Below are 16,161 nucleotides of genomic sequence, written 5' to 3'. Positions count from 1 at the left end.
GTTTCCTCTTGTATCTGGTGCTACACGGCGGCCGCGACTTCGTCGCGCAGAAGGCCCAGGGCGCGCATGACGGGCTCATCGCTGACACGCACGAGATGCGTGTCGCGGTCCACCTCATGCTGATAGGTACGCCATGCCGGCATGGCGATCATGTCGCCCTTCGCCCACCGCATTTCGGAGTTGCCACAACGCGTCGTACCGCGGCCTTCGATAACAGTGAAGATTGCGTTGGCGGTGGTGCGGTATCGTGGCGAAACGAATCCCGCTGGCATGCGTTGCACGTGGACGGCCGTGCTCTTCAGCGCTGGCGCGCCGAGTTCGATCTCGCGCTGCGCCATGCCGTTTGTGGGTGCTGTCGCCTTGTCAAGCGCCGCGAGCGACGCCTCCCACCTGAACGCAATCGGGGACTCCGCAACGCTCACGACGTTCTGCTCCAGCCTGTCAGGGTGGCGCTCGAAGAACATCGGCTCGAGCAGGTGGACGAGCGGCACGTCGAGTACGTCTACCCAGAAGCACTCGTCCGGGCCTGCATTCGCGTGCGAATGCCAGCACCAGCCGGGCGTCAGGAGAACGTCTCCCGGCCGCATTTCAACCCGCACACCGTCAACAACCGTGTAGGTGCCTTGTCCTTCGAGAATGATCCGCAGCGCGTTGGGTGTATGGCGGTGCGCGTCGGCGACCTCGCCCGGTTTGATCGACTGGTATGCGCCGACAAGCGTGCGTACCGTCGCATACAGGTTCCCTTCCACGGGGTTCCGGAGTGTGAGGTTGCGGCGGTCTGCCATGCGGTGATCCACCAGGTGGCCGGCACGTTCGAGAATCGGTTTGACGTCGGCGTATCGCCAGAGCATGGGCAGAAAGTTTTCGCGCGGTTCGCTCCACAGTGATGGGGTCTTGCGATGCCATCCGCCCTCCAGGTTGAGGGCGTCGATTGCAGCATAAAGTTCTTCGAGGTCGCTCATTTTTGCTTGATGATGTCAGGAGTGTAGGGCTGCGCAAACACCTCGGTTGCGCCACCTGTGCCGGCCACGACGTCAACGGTCATTTCGCCGACCCGCTCGATCCGGATACGCACCTTGTCGCCGTCGCCGACTTTCCCGACACCTGCGGGTGTGCCGGTGGCCACGATGTCGCCGGGATACAACGTCATGACCGCAGATGCCATCTCGATCATCCCGGGGATGTCGAGCACCAGGTCGTGCGTATTGGCGTGTTGCCTGAGTTCGCCATTGACCCACAGCTTCATGTCGAGATCGGCGGGGTCGCCAACCTCATCGGCCGTGACGATCCACGGGCCAACGGGGCAGAACGTGTCGTAAGCCTTGCGAAATACGCGCTCTTCCCGTCCACGCACAACCATGTCCAGCAGGCAGGCGTAGCCGAACACGTACTGCTGCCAGTCGTCACGCGCAATGTCACGACCCTGCCTGCCGATGATGACTGCAAGCTCAGACTCGTGATGAACCTCGCGGGTGGGAACATTCGGCAGGACGACAGGTTCGTCGGCACCGGACAGCGAGGAGTTCGGCTTCAGAAAAAAACCCTGGTGCGTGGCCCGATAGCTGGCCTGCATTTCTCGCCCGTGGTCGTGGTAGTTCACCGGAAAGGCGATGACCTTGTTCGGCCAGGGCACTGGCGTGAGCAGCGTCACATCCTTGAGAGGGACGCGCGGGAGCTGGCCCATCGCAGCCTCGATGGACGGCTTGAGTTGTTCGAAGTTTGCGATGAGGCGCGTGGCGCCGATGGGAGGCCACATGGCCGGGTCCTCACCGACGGTACTCGTGACGTCGACGATGTAATGACTGTCGACGACGATACCGAGTTGTCCTTCATTAAATCGCGCAATTTTCATGGCAGTCGAAAGAGAGGTGGGTAAGCGCCGATGGGGACCGCGGGTCGTCCGGCATGACTTGATCCGGCATCGGTCTTGTCGGACGGCGGGAAATCACGCGCTCGGGCTGGTTTGCAGGCTGTATTGCCGTTCGGCGTCTTTAAGACTCGCGTATTTCCTGCCTGCCAACCCGTAGTGGATGGCAGCCCAGAGGAGGATCGGGGTGGCGCTCAGCAGCGCATACTGGAGGCCTGAGGCGCTGGCGGAAGTACACAACGCAGCGATGTTCGCTGGCACGTCAGCCGCCGCGTGGACGCCAGCCGACGCGCCATGTCCCGCAACCACGCAAAGATGTGAAAAGTCGGGACGATCGAAAATGCGCCTCGCGAAAAAGTCGCTGAGAAAGCCAAGATACCCGGGACCAAGTCCCTGTCCGACCAGCGCCATGGCGGAGAGAGTCAACGCAGACGCGGTGGCACGCATACGGGGCTCAAGCAGTGAGAGAATCACTGCAAACGCAGGGCCGTTCCAGAAGTTCATGCCAACTGCAAAGCCGACCAGAAGTGCCACACCTGTGGCAGCAACGGGCTGCAGGAATGAGATGCCGGCAAGCACTGCGGCGGCGACGCATCCCAGCGCCGGGATATAACCGTTCCACGCGGCGTTTCGCTTTCCGAGCCTGTCCGAGAGATAGCCGCTCAGGAGATTGCCCGTGAGACCGCCCGCACCGCCGATTATTCCGAAGGCGAGACCTGCCTGCCCGAAGTTCATGCCGTAGACACGTACGAAATAGAGAGGCAGAAAGAGAAAGATTGCAGACATGGCGAACATGCCAAGCATGACGGCGAAAAGCATATGACGCGAAGCGACATTGCCCAGCATCCTGCGGATGACCTCGGTGAGCGGCGGCACGCCGACGCCACTGTCTGAGGTGGCGCTATTGCCGCGCACCGGTTCCTTGACCGTCAGGTATGCAAGTGCACCAACCAGCACGCCAGGAATGCCGACGTAGAAGAACGCATGCTGCCATCCATAGTTCCTGATAAGCGGTGCGCCGATGAATGAGGCCATCAGTACTCCGATTGGCACACCCGCGGCGTAGACCGCAAATATCAACGAACGCCTTTTGCCTGAAAAATAGTCGGCGAGTAGCGAGTAGGCGGCAGGGGCCGATCCCGCCTCGCCAATACCTACGCCGAGACGGAAGGCTGACAACCCGGCATACGTCGTCGCCGTTCCGCATCCGATTGTCATGACCGACCAGAGAACAATGGTGAGGGAGATGATGACCACGCGGCTGAAACGCTCGGCGAGTCGCGCAATCGGAATGCCAAGAATGGTGTAGAACAGGGCAAACGCCAGACCAATCAACAGGCCAAGCTGGCCGTCGGTCAAATGCATTTCTGCTTTCAGGGCTGGTGCGGCAATCGACATCAATACGCGATCCATGAAGCTGAACGCGTAGATCAATGTGGTAATCGCCAGCACCCATAGTGCGTACGGTCTGGAAACGCCGGCATGTGAGTTCACGTGCGGGGCGGCAGTGGCTTCGGTGAGCTTACGGGGCAACATGGTGTGCTCCAGGGGCATGGGCAGATCATTTACGGAACGGCCACGCTTCCCGGCCTCGACGCATCCGTCCGGCCAATCGTGGACGGGGTACGCAGCCGTTGTGGTTCAGGCGGTGAAGCGGGGCACAACGAGACAAAGGGTCGCTCTAGAAGAGGTGACGGATTCCCGCCACGACGACTGTCTGCGTCGCATTGCTCGAAGGGGCGAGCAGATAGGTGTCGGCAGTCGCCCCCGTCGCATGCTGATAGTTGCCAAAAACGTAGACGTTCGTGCGCTTCGAGAACAGGTAGTTCACGCTCAGCTGCCCCATGTTCCAGTGCGGCGCCGCATTGAATCCGCCGCCGTACTGCCCCTTCGTGTAGACATAGGCCGCACCCAGAATGATGTAGGGCGTGATGGAGTACGAAGCGTTGACATCGAAGTTGTCGAGATGCAGCGAGGTATTGTCGAGATAGTCGTAACGGACGTCAGTGATCATTCCATTCACGCGTACCTGCCCCAGCAAGTACTGCGCCGCGCCGCCGAACTCGCGCTGACGGCGCACGCCCACATTCCTGTGAATGGGACTTGTATGGAAAAGCAGGAACGGTGCCCCGGCGTAATCGTCGGTGACCGCGCCGCTGGAGTTCTGCGTGGTGCCCGGGTAATCGGTATTCAATGCAGCCACCGCCAGCTTTAACGGACCGTTCTCGTAGGCAGCACCCGCGCTTACCGAGCGATTGACGCCCCACTGGCCAGGCGCATTGCTCATCGCATACATCACGGAGCCACGCAGGCCATTCACTGTAGGCGACTGGTACTTGATCGAATTGTTATAGCGGTAGCTGCCGAACAGATTGTCGTTATCTCCAATGTGTGTTGCAAAGCCGAGTGCGGCAACCGGGGCTTCGAAACGGTCGAGATAATCGAACGGGATGTCGTACTGGCGACCTAGCGTCACCGTGCCCCATGAATTACTGCCCAGGCCGACGTAAGCCTGGCGCCCGAACATGCGGCCGCCTTGCTGGAATTTGCCGTTGGTACTGTCGAAGCCGTTTTCGAGCACGAAAAGAGCTGAGAGACCGCCTCCAAGATCTTCAACACCACGCAGGCCCCAGCGATTGTTCTGCATCGTGCCGGGAATCATCTGCACGGCCGCATGCCCACCCACGTTACTGGTCCAGGCGACGCCTGTGGACAGAATGCCATAGAGCGAAACCGAACTCTGCGCGTGCGCGGTCGAGCCGCCCGAGAGCAGGGCGGCCAAAGAAGCCAGTGCTGCGCTGCGGCGTAGCGCCGTATTGCGTAATGCGGTCTTCATCTGTGTCTCCATTGCGTCGTTATAAGAGTGGATACAAAACCAGCAGGGGCCCGCCCGAAGGCGATGGCACCGTGTACTACGCTCTCCATAGCTCAGGAAGTCGGACCGGGAGAACTCCAGAAGCAAGCCCTTTTCACGGCGCCCTGCGAGTCCCGGTCCTCAGGACGGCCGTGGGTTATCAACTGGTGAGGCCGAAAACCTTGCGTGCGTTGTCTTCGAAGATGAGTTGCCTGTCGCTCTGGCCAAGCCAGTCAAACCCGGCGATGGTCGGCGCGATGTGATCGTGTGCTCGCCCGGTGGTATGGTCGATGGTCGAGCCGACACCTGGGCATTCAGAACCGAAGAGGCAACGGTCAGCACCCACGGTCTTGATGAGCAGGCGCAGCGCTTCTTCGGAATAGAGCACCGTGTCGTAGTAGAGATTGCGCATCCCATCAAGGAAGTTAACGCCGCGGCGGCCCGCGCTCGACTGGAAGCGGCCGATCTGATAGGGAATCGCGCCGCCGCCATGCGAGCAGATCACCTTCAGCGAGGGAAAGTCCTTGAAGACGTTCGAATGCACGAGTCCGTAGACCGCTATCGACTCTTCATTGACAAAGTGCAGGGTGTAGGGGGAGCGCTCCGAATGTGAACCCGTGGCGTGAATATGCATCGGAATGTCGAGTTCGCAGAGCTTCTCGTAGAGCGGGTACCAGTAGCGGTCGCCGAGCGGTGGCGCTTCGGTGCCGGTGTTCTCGTATGGATCCGGGTTGAACAGCACACCGCGAAAGCCCATCTTCACGCAGCGCTCGAGCTCCGGCAGCGTCTGGGTAACGGGTTCGCCCGCGACCTGGGGCAGGCCAGCCACCGGCACGAATCTGCCAGGAATCAGGGCGATGGTTCGCGCGATGATGTTGTTGGTCTCTTCCGTGAACCAGTGCACGAGCTTGCCCGGCCTGGCACTGTGCATCATCTGGAAGGGGCGGGGCGAGAGCATCTGCAGGTCGGTACCGATACGGTCCAGTGCTTCGACGTGGCCACACGGGCCCATTTCCTTGCGATTCATCGCCTCGATGATCTGTGCGTCGCTCACTTCCGGCATGCGGCGTCCGTGCGCGCCAAGATGCGAAAGCAGATTGGCTTTGTAGACCCAAAGTTCGGCTGGGGCGCTGACGTGGCCGTGGCAATCGATAATCATGACTGTGTCGTGTAGAAAGTGATGTTGTCAGTAGTCGGTGGTCCGTCTGGCGTCATTGCCAGACCGCGAACCCGAGGCCGATACCGGTGCCGGCGCGTGTGCGGTAGACCGGAATGTAATGGTCGTAGACGCACTCCAGTTCCCCGAGAGCCCCGGCCATCGTGATCCAGTTGCGGATTTCGGACGATCCCGAGCAAAGCGATTCCTGCGCAATGCTGGTCAGCGTGTCCTTGTCGCGGTTCTTGATGGCGTCGATGATCTTCCGGTCGAACGCCGCTTCGCACAGAAAGTGACTCAGTCCACCGGAGGCGATGATTGCCACCTTGGCATCGATGGGGGACGCGGCCAACGCTTCGGCAATACAGCCGCCGATGTAATGGCAACGCGCCGAGGTCGGGTTGTTGGGTGGGAAGTAGGTGTTAATGAGCACGGGCAACATCGGAACACGAAGGTTCTTCATGAGCCGTTGATAGACGAAACCATAGGCGTGACCAAACGCACGGCGCTGCGGGTCGGGCACATCGTTGCTCGTCGCCACGTCGACGCCGCGGGCGATGAGCCCGCGAATCAGGTCCTCGGCCAGCTTCGGCGCGCCCGGAAAACGGCGAGGCAGATCCATTGCGTAGCCTGCCCAGAACGCCTTGTCGCTCCAGGTCAGCTTCGGGTGGGGCAGCTCCGTTTCTTTCATCACCACTTCTTCGCCGCGGTAGACCGAGATGGCGGGCAGGTTGTCGTAGCCGAAGAGTTCATCCTGGTCGTCGCCGATTACGAGTACGACGTCGGGACGCGCCGCGTGCAGGTAGGCCTCGACGCGGTCGAGGGCTGCTTCGGCCTCGCGGGCTAGCCTGGGGAAGGCGCCTGGATCGCTCTCACTCGCGTACGGCGTGCCGCGCTCGGCAACGAGCTCGTCGTAGGTGAGCTTGCGGCCGTCGAGCGTGTAGAGCGCCCGACTGCGAAGATCGTCTTCAGCGCGTCGCTGCCAGTGATCGCCGGGCAGGACGAGAATCGGACTGTGGGACGTGCCGACAGCGAGAGTAATGCTGGCCATATGATGTATTCCCCAGGCGCGGACGCGTGGTCCGGCTTCAGAAGTTGTAGAGTTCCAGCGTGCGCTCGCCTGAGCGCAGGCGTTGCATCACTGTGGTTTCCCTGGCTTCGCGCGCCGCGGCGCTGGATATTGCCTCCGCCGCGCGGACGCGCGGGACGGACACGACTCCATCGCGATCGCCGACGATGAGATCGCCCGGCTGGACGACGACATCACCCAGTCGCACCGGATAGTTGATCCAGCCGCGTGCACCCGCGTCCTTGCCGGTGCCCCGAATGCAGAGCCCTGCCGCGAACACGGGAAAGCCGAGCGCTTCGAGCTGGTCCGCGTCGCGCACGCAGCCGTCGATAACGAGTCCGCCCAGGCCGCGTTCGCGCGCGGCAGTAGACATGATTTCTCCCCAGTACCCGAAGTCGGGCTTACCGCTGACGTGAACGACGAGAACATCGCCTGGACCGGCAATGTAGAGCGCGCGATGCAGCCACAGATTGTCACCACCCGGGGAATGGACGACGACGGCAGGTCCGCAGACCCGCATGTTTGCGGCAACCGGTTTGATGGCTGACGGCAGTGCGCCGATGCGCCCAAGCGCCTCGTGCAGCGTAGATGACGCCATGCGCGATGCCTGCGCAACGATATGAGTTTCGGGTCGCTCGATCGTGTCGCGCACGGTCGGGAACTGTCCGGGTGCGCATGTGAAGGGTGCACTCATGATTCCACCCGCGTCTGCAGGTGATGGTAACGATGCAGCTCTCTTGCCTCGCGCAGGCTCATGCCCAGACGTACGGCGGAACGGATGGCGTTTTCCGCGGACTCGATGGCCTCGGCCATGTCCAGCACCCGGGCCTCGTGCTCCTGGGGAATCACTACGACACCATCGGCGTCGCCGCGCACGAGATCGCCAGGCGCAACGCGGACGCCGCCGATATTGACCGGAACCTGGGTCGCTTCTACCTGAACCCGGTCCTTGCCGGTGCGCATGTAGTTCCCGAGGCTGTAGACCGGATAGCCGAGTTCGCGGCAGAGCGCGACGTCGCGATTGACGCCATCGATGAGCGTGCCCGCGAGTCCACGGCGATGGGCGACTTCGGTCAGAATGTCGCCCCACACCGTCGCATCGTCACGGCCGCCGTTATCGAGAACAATGATGCAGTCGTCCGGCACGTCGTCGATGTAGTCGCCAACCGTGCCAGCTGGCTTGCCTGCCGGGCCGTAGCGAAGTGTCCAGGCGCGGCCCGCCATACGGAAATCGGGCGAAGATGGCTTGATGTGGTAGCACTGACCGTTGATACCGCATCGATCCAGTGCATCGCTCAATGTCGCCGTGTCGAGCCGGCCCGTTCGCTCCACATTGGTGTCACTCATGATTCATCCTTGTATTGCGTCGCCAAGCAGCATGTGCTCGTAGTCTTTTCCCATCACCTCGGTGACCGGGCGTCCTGCCAGCAGATCCTTCGTCATGGCCGCTTCCCGTGCCGCAATCTGCTCCGCCATGGCAATGACTGCCGCCGCGCCGCCCGCTGGCACGAAGACGACGGCGCTACCGTCTGCGATGACCAGGTCGCCAGGCCGTACGACCACGCCCCCCACGCAAACCGTCGCGTTGACCGAGTCTTCCTCAACCCGCCCGCGTGCCGTCCTTGCGGTGAGCGCCCTGCAAAACACGGGCAGGTTGTGTTCGTGCGCTTCATCGATGTCCCGCACGGGACCATCTGCGATAACGCCACCGATTCCCTTGAGCGCCGCAGCGAGCGAAAGAATGCCGCCCCAGCAACCCGCATCAATACCGGTGCGCTGTTCGACGACGATGATGTCTCCCGCACCGGCGAGTTCGATGGCTGTCGTGCCAAGGTGGCGAACCGGCCCGTCGCGGCGCACCGCTGCACCCGCGGGCACGAGCCGGAACGTCACGACCGCGCCCGCGATCTTCTGGTTCGATGTCCGTCGTGGCAGATCTGTCGTGACCTGTCCTGCAATTCCGAGGCGATCCAGCGCGTCGGAGACCGAGCATGTATCAAGCCGTTTCAGGCGCTGAATGAGATCGTTGTTCATAAGTAACGCTCGTTAAACCGGGGGCATGCGGCGTGCCATCTTCGGGACGTGCGGCAGTCATCAGGCTGACCGCCATGGCATGTGCACGGCCGCTTCGTCGAGGTGATCTGGATGCCTGTCAGAGCAGGGCCCGCCATTCAACCTCGTCCCTGAATACGCCGGAGATCGGACCGGTGCTGGGGTAGTCGATTTCCTCATGGCGCGCCAGGGTCGGCACAGAGTTGTCCATGAATTCGCGCAGAGCCTTCAGCAGGCAGCGTCTTACCGCCAGGATCGCGCCGTCACCGGCGCCGAGATATTCCTTCGACCGGTCCACGATCGGCCCCATGCTCACCATGACGGCAAAGTCTTCCGTGCCGAGCATCTGCGTAAAGCCCGTAAAGTGTCCCTGCTTCATTGCGTCCCGGTCCTGCCCCCAGTTGTCCTCGGGCGGCCCCGGCGGCAGCGGCGGCCACGAATCAGGATCTTCGTACGCGTGGGTCTTGTTGGGCACCAGCTTCTCGTTGACGCGATAGGTCATCTGCCAGTAGTAGATGTTCTCGTCGTCAATGGGCACGGAGAAGAAGATGCTGCCGCCCTGGATGTCGGCACGGTTCGGCGAAACGATCCCGAACCACGGCAGGACGAACGAGTTGGTGCGAACGTAGGCGCGGCCGTCCTTGAGCGCGCGTACGGCTGCATAGCGGAAGCCGAACGGCTTTTGCGCGATGTGGTACACGGGCGCCATGTTTTCCGACGAGAATTCGATGTCGCCGAAACCGACGAGCCAGCTCTGGTGGAGCACGCCGAGATGGGCCGAGTCCATGGTGGTCTCGACGCCCTGCAGCCAGTTTGAGTTGACCTTCTGCCGGAACACGACGAAGTTCTCGCGCGGCAGGCCGACGAACGGCAGTTCGGGGAATCTGGGCGGCGTATCGCCCTCGCCCAGCCACACCCAGACAATCCCGGCTTCCTCCCGCACCGGGTAGTGTCTGAGCGGGACGTGTTTGCAGTACTCGGCTTCGTTATTCGGCTGGGTCGGCACCGCCACGGTCACACCGTCGACGTTGAACTTCCATCCGTGGAAAATGCAGCGCAGCGCGTTGTCTTCGTTGCGCCCCAGCGCGAGCGACGCGCGCCGGTGCGGGCAGGCTTCATCGAAGAATCCGACCTTGCCACTGGTTGCACGAAATGCAACGTACTGCTCTCCGAACAGCTGCACCCGAAGTGGCTTGCCGTCGGCCTCCAGCTTGTCCGACAGCGCCGCAGGAATCCACCAGTTTTGCCTGATCATCTGTCCCATAGGCGCGCCGTTACTTACGCGGGTCAGCAGATCATTTTCTTCCCTGGTCAGCATTTAGAACTCCTCATGATGAGATCCGGTTTAACAGATATCCGAAAGACGTACGTTCCGTCAGGCGCCGGGGGGCGGCGTCTGGCTGCGGCGTGCGTCGAAGAATTCGGCAATCCGTTTCGCGACGTCCGTGTTGGCGGAGCGCGTCATGGACGTGATCATGGTTTCCGCGAACAGTCCTTCACCGACCGGCATCTCCGAGATCCGGCTGATGCCGTTGATGATTGCGTAATTCGTGGCCGCCGCGTTGCCGGCAATGCGCTTTGCCAGTTCGCGTGCTTTTGTGAGACCCGCTCCGTCGTCGGTGACGTAGTGCGCGAGGCCAATCTGGTACGCGTCGTTCACATTGAGCACACTGCCTGTGAGCATCATTTCGGTGACCCGCGAGGCGCCAATGAGTCTCGGGATGCGCACGGAGCCGCTGCCTCCGAGGAAAATACCGCGCTGCCCTTCGGGCAGTTGAAAGAACGCCGACCGCTCGACGACACGAACGTGTGTCGCCGCGGCAAGCTCGAAGCCGCCGCCGATAACGCCGCCGGTCAGAACGCTGATGACCGGCAGCTCGCCGTACTGGATGAGGTCGAAGGTACGGTGCCATGCCCGGGAGCGACGCATGCCGGCGAGCACGTCGGGGCTGCGCTTGCTCATGAGCTCGAAAAGATCCAGGCCAGCGCAGAAGTGTTCGCCCTCGCCATGCAGAATGACAACACGCGCGCCTTCCAGGCCGGTGGAGAACACGGACTCGAGTTCGTCAAGCAACGCGTCGTTGATGGCGTTGCGCTTGTCTGCGCGATTCAGTTTGACGAGCGCGACCTCATCTTCGCGTTGGACGTCAATCAGTGGCACAGCTGCTGTGGACATATCGGTAGTCATGGATCTTTACAGGAAAAGGAATCTCTTCTCGACGCTACGCTTCGATTATTACGACGTTGGCGTCGGGTTTATCGGCGTAGAGCGCTTCTACGTCGCCCGCGCGCCGCGCAAGCACGGCACGCTGATTGATATAGCCCTTGTCGGTGATCTCGCCGCCATCGCTCGATGGCGGGTCGTTCAGCAGCATCACGCGCCGGATGCGCATGCTGCTACCGGTGTGGCGTTCGTTATGGCGCAGCAGTGATTCGCGCAGCGCGTCGTGCAATGGCGCGTGGCAGGCAAGCTGCCGCTCGTCGCGCAGGCCGAAACGTTCGTGGCACGCGTCCGGGTTCGGCCACGCGAGAAGCGCCACATAGGGCAGGTCCGCGCCTGTCACGACTACGTCGCGCAGCAGGGGAGCGGTGCTGCTGATCACCTCGACGCGCAGCGTCCCGACACGCACGAAGATGCCGGACTGCAGCTTGAATTCTTCGGCGACCCGACCGGCAAAGGCGAGTCCTTCCTCCGGTCTTGCCGGATCGACGAAGGTCATGGCGTCGCCCAGACGGTAGTAGCCCTCCTCGTCGAAGGCGAGACGTGTCAACTCCGGTTGTTCCAGATAGCCCGCCATGACAGAAGGGCCACGGGTACGGATTTCGTATCGTTCTTCGTCCAGCGGCACCAGCTTCAGTTCGACGCCGGGCTGCGGAAGACCAACCAGTCCCGCCTGCCCGGTCGGCCAATGCACCACCGTGGTCGCGGCGCATGTCTCGGTTGAGCCATAGCTGGACACAAACGGAATGCGGTGCCCGAGATGGCGCACGGCCTGGGCTTGCAGGCGCTGGTAGAGACTGTCGGGCAGCTTCGCGCCTGACGAGGTCAGCCGGCGCAGACGCACGAAGAACTGCCGGCCGAGCATCTCGTCGGCTTCCAGCGCGTCCGCGAGCATGGCGTAGCCCGCCGGTACGCTGCTGAAGCGGGTGGGCGAAACCTCCCGGAGGTTGCGCAGCGTCCTGGCGAACTCGCCCGGTACGGGACGTCCGTCGTCGATGTACATCGTTCCGCCATCGTTCAGGATGCTGTTGAAGATGGCGGTGCCGCCAGCGACGTGGCTCCACGGCAGCCATTCGAGCAGCACGGATTCCGGTGCGACGGGATCGTGGCCCACGGTCTGCGCGTGCATGGCCATCGATACGCAAAGCATGCGCTGCGTGACCGGCACGACCTTGGGCTCTCCAGTCGAGCCCGAGGTGAAGAGGTATTTGCCCACCGTATCGTGCGTAATGCTGTCGAGCGATGCCTGCACCTGCGGGCTCACGGGCGTCTCGAGAACCGTGTGCCACGCCGTACCGTGGATGTCATCGGCTGGATCGGCGACATATACGACGCGCGCGCCATGTGGGGCGATGGCGTGCAGTGCTGCGCGGAACTGCTGCGCACTCTGCACGAAGATCACTGCGGGCCTGATCAACGCGACCATCGCCCTGAGTTTCGCGTAATCGGTGCTCAGCAGGGAATAGGCGGGGGTCACCGGTACATAGGGCATGCGCGCCTGCATGGCGGCGAGCTCGATGACGGCGTGCTCCAGGGTGTTGCCGCTCAGCACCATCACGCTGCGCCCGTCGAGCCGTTGTGACAGCAACCATTGGGTCACGGCATCGACCTGGTGGCCGGCCGCGCCGTAGCTGAGCGTGCGCCAGTCGCCCGTCTGCGTACAGCGTTGTTTCAGCCATGGCCGCGCGGGACGTTCGAGCGCACGACGTCTCAGCACGGCGGGCAGATGCACCTCGACCGGACCCAGCGGCACCTTGCTGCGCATCAGGACTGCGCCGTCGGCCCGCTCGACAACGTCGAGGTTCCGCTCAAGGAACGGGAGATTGATGAAAGGGAACTGGGAAGTCATGTTCAGCGGGCCATCTTCGAAATCGTGCAACGGCACGATCAGGTCACGTAGTAAGGCTACCTTATATAAAGTTGGCCAGCGAATCCACATGGTACAAACCCTATCGGCGCATTCTTGGAATTGTCGGGCAACACATGATATAAGGTAACCTTACTATTTGGGGTGTATGGCACCTCAAGGCGCGGCGTGCAGCTTCCCGTTCACCCGTTGCCGCGCACCAACCACGGAGGGGTCAGTCAACATGAGTATCAAGGGCGCCGCATATATCGCCGGCATCTACGAGCATCCCGTACGCCGGGCCGAGGGTTTGACCACTGCGCAGATGCACGCGGACGTCGCGCTTGGTGCGCTGGAGGATGCAGGGCTGGGTCTTGATGACGTGGACGGCTACTTTTGCGGCGCGGATGCGCCTGGCCTCGGCGCCCTCACGATGGCCGAATACATTGGCCTGCGCAACCTGCGCCATGTCGACACGACCGAATCGGGCGGTTCGGCGTATCTGTTGCACGTTGCGCACGCTGTGGAGGCGATTTCGTCGGGCCACTGCAATGTGGCGCTGATCACGATGGCGGATCGCCCGCTCGCGGCTGGCGCGGGCACAAGGCTCGCCGGGGTCGATCGCGACACGATGCCAAACCTGCCGTTCCAGGCCGCCGTGCCACCTCATCCGATGTACGGGTACGCGATGGTGGCGCGGCGCCATATGCATGAATTCGGCACGACGCCCGAGCAGCTCGCCTGGGTGCGGGTTGCCGCCTCGCATCATGCCCGGCACAACCCGAACGCCGTGCATCGCGAAGTCGTAACCGTACGCGATGTGCTCGATTCGCCTCTGGTTGCCGATCCGCTGCATCGCCTTGATTGTTGTGTCGTGACGGATGGCGGGGGTGCCGTGGTTGTCGCGCGCCCGGAAATCGCGAAGCAGCTGAGGCGTCCCAAGGTCAAGGTCATCGGGACTGGTGCGGCGGTGAAGCACCCTGACGGCGGACGTATCGATCTGCTGGTCTCGGCCGGCGCGCGTTCCGGCGCTGCGGCATTTGCGGGGGCAGGCATTACTCCAGGGGACATCGGTTATGCGTCGCTGTACGACAGCTTCACCATCACGGTAATCGTGCAGCTTGAAGATCTCGGATTTTGCGCGAAGGGGAAGGGCGGCCCGTTCGTTGCGGACGGCAACCTGATTGCAGGCGAGGGCCGCCTGCCATTCAACACAGATGGCGGCGGCCTGTGCAACAACCATCCAGGCAATAAAGGCGGGATGACGAAGATTCTCGAGGCCGTTCGCCAGTGCCGGGGTGAGGCGCATCCGGCCGTCCAGGTCGCTCGCCGTGAGTTTGTGCTGGCGCACGGCACGGGCGGCAATCTGGCCGGCGCGCATGCGGCCGGTACCTTAATTCTGCAAGCGGAGTAAAACCATATGAAACCGGATCAGGGATATCCGCCGGCACCGGTCGTGTTTCCCGGCGACGAGCCGTTCTGGGAGGCGACGCGTTCGGGACAACTGCTCGCGAAGCACTGCGGCGCCTGCGACACGCTGCACTACTACCCGAGGGTGCGTTGCCCGTTCTGTGGCAGCCAGGAGACATCGTGGCGGCGTTTGTCGGGGCGGGGTGAGATTTATTCGTACTCGATTGTCGAACGCAGTCCCCGGCCCATGGCCCCTGCGATTATCGAGCTGGAGGAGGGGTTGCGTGTCAGCTCCGCGATCCTCGACGCTGACGTGCGTGCGCTGAATATTGGAGACCCGGTAACGTTGCATGTCGTGCCAGCGCACGACGGACAACACGTGCCCGCCTTCACCACACTTGCCGCGGAGGCCGCCAGAGCGTACTCAGAGGCCGCGCGGGCGGCGCTGGAAATGCCGCAGCCGCCGGGCGGGCGCGTATTCCGACACGCCGCGGTAATCGGCGCCGGCAACATGGGTGTAGGCATTGCAATGGCCATGCTGTCGGGTGGCCTTTCGGTGCACCTCATTGACCAGTCCGAGGCTTTGCTTGCCGTTGCGACGGATCGTATCGCCGGGTCGTACAGCCGTGATGTAGCGCGTGGACGTCTTACCGAGACTGAGCGTGACGTTAGACTCGCACGTCTTTCGTGCGGTCAGGACATGGCGGACATTGCAACCGCCGACGTGGTAATCGAGGCGGTCTGGGAAGATCTTGCGCTCAAGCAGCAGCTGTTTGCCCAGATCGATCGACACGCCGCGCCCGGAGCGCTGCTTGCGACCAACACGTCCACGCTGGACGTCAACCTGATTGCGGCCGCGACGCAACGTCCGCATTCCGTTGTGGGTCTTCATTTCTTTAATCCTGCAAACGTAATGCGGCTCATCGAGGTGGTTCGCACATCGTCGACGTCGCCTGAAGCGCTCGAAGCTGCGCGCAGTCTCGCTTCGTCGGTCGGCAAGGTGGCGATCGTGGTGGGTGTATGCGACGGTTTCGTGGGCAACCGCATGATGATCGCCCGCGAGCGGCAGGCCGCGCGCCTTCTGCTCGAGGGGGCGCTGCCGGAGCAGGTTGACCGTGTGCTGCGCAAGCTCGGCCTGCCGATGGGAACGTTCGAGCTGCAGGACATGGCGGGAGGGATAGAACTGACATACCGCGCCCGACAGCGGGCGGGGCAAAGAGACTGGCTGATCGAACAGCTCCATGCGCGTGGCCGTACCGGACAACGCGCCGGGCGCGGCTATTACCGCTATGAGCCCGGCAAGCGGCGCGCGCTCGTGGACCAGGAGGTGACGGCATTGATCGAGGAAGCTTCACGGCTGGAAGGTATCGAGCGACGTGTGCTTCCCGATGAAGAAGTACACGACCGTCTCGTGCTCCTGATGATTAACGAGGGCGCGAGGCTCCTCGCCGAACGCGTTGTCGAGCGCGCCAGCGACATCGATCTGGTGTGGCAGCTCGGCTACGGATGGCCGGACTGGAAAGGCGGCCCCATGTATTACGCGGACATGCTCGGACTGCCTTCAGTCGTCACGAGACTTACAGCACTTTGCGCCCGACATGGCGAGCAGTTCCGGCCTGCGGAATTGCTCGTACAGCTCGCCGAAGCTTCGGGTCGCATCAGCAACATCAAGATATCAAGATAACC

At 62.4% G+C, this 16,161-nt stretch carries 14 protein-coding genes; 2 read left to right on the top strand and 12 right to left on the bottom strand.

Annotation, left to right across the window (positions count from 1 at the left end; genetic code table 11):
- Window positions 1-20 precede the first annotated feature (20 nt).
- The 12 genes from PXJ20_RS06535 to PXJ20_RS06480 form a co-directional block, all read right to left on the bottom strand.
- On the bottom strand, window positions 21-962 hold the full coding sequence (locus PXJ20_RS06535) for a cupin domain-containing protein (RefSeq protein ID WP_421029590.1): 942 nt from the start codon (window positions 960-962) through the stop codon (window positions 21-23).
- Entirely contained in the window at window positions 959-1,852 is an 894-nt protein-coding gene (locus tag PXJ20_RS06530) for a fumarylacetoacetate hydrolase family protein (RefSeq protein WP_277596485.1), read from the bottom strand. Before PXJ20_RS06530 ends, PXJ20_RS06535 begins: the two co-directional genes overlap by 4 nt.
- 93 nt (window positions 1,853-1,945) lie before the next feature.
- Window positions 1,946-3,403, bottom strand: a complete 1,458-nt coding sequence (locus tag PXJ20_RS06525; RefSeq protein WP_277596484.1) for a spinster family MFS transporter — start codon at window positions 3,401-3,403, stop codon at window positions 1,946-1,948.
- Between the two features lie 145 nt (window positions 3,404-3,548).
- Window positions 3,549-4,715: a porin gene (locus PXJ20_RS06520; RefSeq protein WP_421029589.1), complete on the bottom strand. Its 1,167-nt coding sequence runs from the start codon at window positions 4,713-4,715 to the stop codon at window positions 3,549-3,551.
- Between the two features lie 166 nt (window positions 4,716-4,881).
- On the bottom strand, window positions 4,882-5,880 hold the full coding sequence (locus PXJ20_RS06515) for an amidohydrolase family protein (RefSeq protein WP_421029588.1): 999 nt from the start codon (window positions 5,878-5,880) through the stop codon (window positions 4,882-4,884).
- 52 nt (window positions 5,881-5,932) lie between these two features.
- Window positions 5,933-6,928, bottom strand: a complete 996-nt coding sequence (locus tag PXJ20_RS06510; RefSeq protein WP_126878362.1) for an extradiol ring-cleavage dioxygenase — start codon at window positions 6,926-6,928, stop codon at window positions 5,933-5,935.
- Between the two features lie 37 nt (window positions 6,929-6,965).
- Window positions 6,966-7,640 carry a 4-carboxy-4-hydroxy-2-oxoadipate aldolase/oxaloacetate decarboxylase gene (locus tag PXJ20_RS06505; RefSeq protein ID WP_421029587.1) on the bottom strand — a complete coding sequence of 225 codons (675 nt, stop codon included), beginning with the start codon at window positions 7,638-7,640 and terminating at the stop codon, window positions 6,966-6,968.
- Window positions 7,637-8,293 (bottom strand): RraA family protein, encoded by a 657-nt coding sequence (locus tag PXJ20_RS06500; RefSeq protein WP_126878364.1) that lies wholly within the window; start codon window positions 8,291-8,293, stop codon window positions 7,637-7,639. Before PXJ20_RS06500 ends, PXJ20_RS06505 begins: the two co-directional genes overlap by 4 nt.
- A 3-nt stretch (window positions 8,294-8,296) precedes the next feature.
- Entirely contained in the window at window positions 8,297-8,980 is a 684-nt protein-coding gene (locus tag PXJ20_RS06495) for an RraA family protein (protein WP_017776282.1), read from the bottom strand.
- A 118-nt stretch (window positions 8,981-9,098) separates the two neighbouring features.
- The gene (locus PXJ20_RS06490) at window positions 9,099-10,316 is read right to left on the bottom strand and encodes a Rieske 2Fe-2S domain-containing protein (protein WP_026121754.1); all 1,218 of its coding nucleotides are present in this window, start codon (window positions 10,314-10,316) and stop codon (window positions 9,099-9,101) included.
- Between the two features lie 57 nt (window positions 10,317-10,373).
- On the bottom strand, window positions 10,374-11,174 hold the full coding sequence (locus PXJ20_RS06485) for a crotonase/enoyl-CoA hydratase family protein (protein WP_421029586.1): 801 nt from the start codon (window positions 11,172-11,174) through the stop codon (window positions 10,374-10,376).
- A gap of 46 nt (window positions 11,175-11,220) precedes the next feature.
- Window positions 11,221-13,158, bottom strand: a complete 1,938-nt coding sequence (locus tag PXJ20_RS06480) for an AMP-binding protein (protein ID WP_421057416.1) — start codon at window positions 13,156-13,158, stop codon at window positions 11,221-11,223.
- A gap of 151 nt (window positions 13,159-13,309) precedes the next feature.
- Between PXJ20_RS06480 and PXJ20_RS06475 the strand changes: the two genes are divergently transcribed.
- Together PXJ20_RS06475 and PXJ20_RS06470 are read left to right on the top strand one after the other, a co-directional pair.
- On the top strand, window positions 13,310-14,479 hold the full coding sequence (locus tag PXJ20_RS06475; protein ID WP_421030934.1) for a thiolase domain-containing protein: 1,170 nt from the start codon (window positions 13,310-13,312) through the stop codon (window positions 14,477-14,479).
- Window positions 14,480-14,485: 6 nt separating this feature from the next.
- Window positions 14,486-16,159: a 3-hydroxyacyl-CoA dehydrogenase NAD-binding domain-containing protein gene (locus tag PXJ20_RS06470; RefSeq protein WP_421029584.1), complete on the top strand. Its 1,674-nt coding sequence runs from the start codon at window positions 14,486-14,488 to the stop codon at window positions 16,157-16,159.
- Window positions 16,160-16,161 lie beyond the last annotated feature (2 nt).

The sequence above is a fragment of the Paraburkholderia sp. A1RI_3L genome, from assembly GCF_048957895.1.
GTDB classification, from domain to species: Bacteria; Pseudomonadota; Gammaproteobacteria; order Burkholderiales; family Burkholderiaceae; genus Paraburkholderia; species Paraburkholderia kururiensis.
The sequence above is the reverse complement of the archived record's forward strand: the minus strand, read 5'-3'. Positions and strand labels throughout refer to the sequence as shown.

Excerpts from the sequence above, each read along its gene's own strand:
- PXJ20_RS06525 (WP_277596484.1), bottom strand. The coding sequence starts at position 3,403 with ATGTTGCCCCGTAAGCTCACCGAAGCCACTGCCGCCCCGCACGTGAAC.
- PXJ20_RS06520 (WP_421029589.1), bottom strand. The coding sequence starts at position 4,715 with ATGGAGACACAGATGAAGACCGCATTACGCAATACGGCGCTACGCCGC.
- PXJ20_RS06495 (WP_017776282.1), bottom strand. The coding sequence starts at position 8,980 with ATGAACAACGATCTCATTCAGCGCCTGAAACGGCTTGATACATGCTCG.
- PXJ20_RS06505 (WP_421029587.1), bottom strand. The coding sequence starts at position 7,640 with ATGAGTGCACCCTTCACATGCGCACCCGGACAGTTCCCGACCGTGCGC.
- PXJ20_RS06480 (WP_421057416.1), bottom strand. The coding sequence starts at position 13,158 with ATGTGGATTCGCTGGCCAACTTTATATAAGGTAGCCTTACTACGTGAC.
- PXJ20_RS06500 (WP_126878364.1), bottom strand. The coding sequence starts at position 8,293 with ATGAGTGACACCAATGTGGAGCGAACGGGCCGGCTCGACACGGCGACA.
- PXJ20_RS06530 (WP_277596485.1), bottom strand. The coding sequence starts at position 1,852 with ATGAAAATTGCGCGATTTAATGAAGGACAACTCGGTATCGTCGTCGAC.
- PXJ20_RS06515 (WP_421029588.1), bottom strand. The coding sequence starts at position 5,880 with ATGATTATCGATTGCCACGGCCACGTCAGCGCCCCAGCCGAACTTTGG.
- PXJ20_RS06490 (WP_026121754.1), bottom strand. The coding sequence starts at position 10,316 with ATGCTGACCAGGGAAGAAAATGATCTGCTGACCCGCGTAAGTAACGGC.
- PXJ20_RS06470 (WP_421029584.1), top strand. The coding sequence starts at position 14,486 with ATGAAACCGGATCAGGGATATCCGCCGGCACCGGTCGTGTTTCCCGGC.
- PXJ20_RS06510 (WP_126878362.1), bottom strand. The coding sequence starts at position 6,928 with ATGGCCAGCATTACTCTCGCTGTCGGCACGTCCCACAGTCCGATTCTC.
- PXJ20_RS06475 (WP_421030934.1), top strand. The coding sequence starts at position 13,310 with ATGAGTATCAAGGGCGCCGCATATATCGCCGGCATCTACGAGCATCCC.
- PXJ20_RS06485 (WP_421029586.1), bottom strand. The coding sequence starts at position 11,174 with ATGTCCACAGCAGCTGTGCCACTGATTGACGTCCAACGCGAAGATGAG.
- PXJ20_RS06535 (WP_421029590.1), bottom strand. The coding sequence starts at position 962 with ATGAGCGACCTCGAAGAACTTTATGCTGCAATCGACGCCCTCAACCTG.